General features: G+C 35.5%; 1 protein-coding gene. It reads right to left on the minus strand.

All coding sequences use genetic code 11. From position 1 onward, the window contains the following. The coding region (locus tag BTA35_RS18025) for a hypothetical protein (RefSeq protein WP_161489888.1) at positions 1 to 465 on the minus strand (465 nt) is incomplete at both ends.

Here is a 465-nt window from a genome sequence, read left to right on the forward strand (position 1 = left end):
GAATAAGTCCGATGAGGAAAGGTTATCTCTATTCACGTTTACGAGTTCTCCTTCATAAACAAATCCTGTCGGAAGTTTTTTCATTAACTCTTCGAGTTCAATTAATCCTTCGTATTTGGCACCGGTGGTTGTAATGAATTCGCTGCCTTCTTCCAAGTTCTTCGTTGTTGATCTGAAGCCATCGACTTTAAGTGAGACAATGAACTCTTCTCTTTTTGTAAGGTGTTTTTCAGGATTGTATTTTTGACCTTTCATAACCTTGTGTTTACTGATAAACCCTTTACCGTATACTTTATTCAAAGTAGTTGAAGAGATTCCAATCGGCAAATCTTTTGTTAATATAGATTTGGCCAGTTCCCGTTCTTCTTCTGTTTTAAGTTGCTTTAAAAAGATCTGAATTGATTGGATTATTTGATCAGATCCGGTATTGTAAAGAATTACGTAAGCCATAGCATCAAATATGGT

It is taken from the genome of Oceanospirillum linum, from assembly GCF_001995095.2.
In the GTDB taxonomy this organism is placed as follows: Bacteria; Pseudomonadota; Gammaproteobacteria; order Pseudomonadales; family Halomonadaceae; genus Oceanospirillum; species Oceanospirillum linum.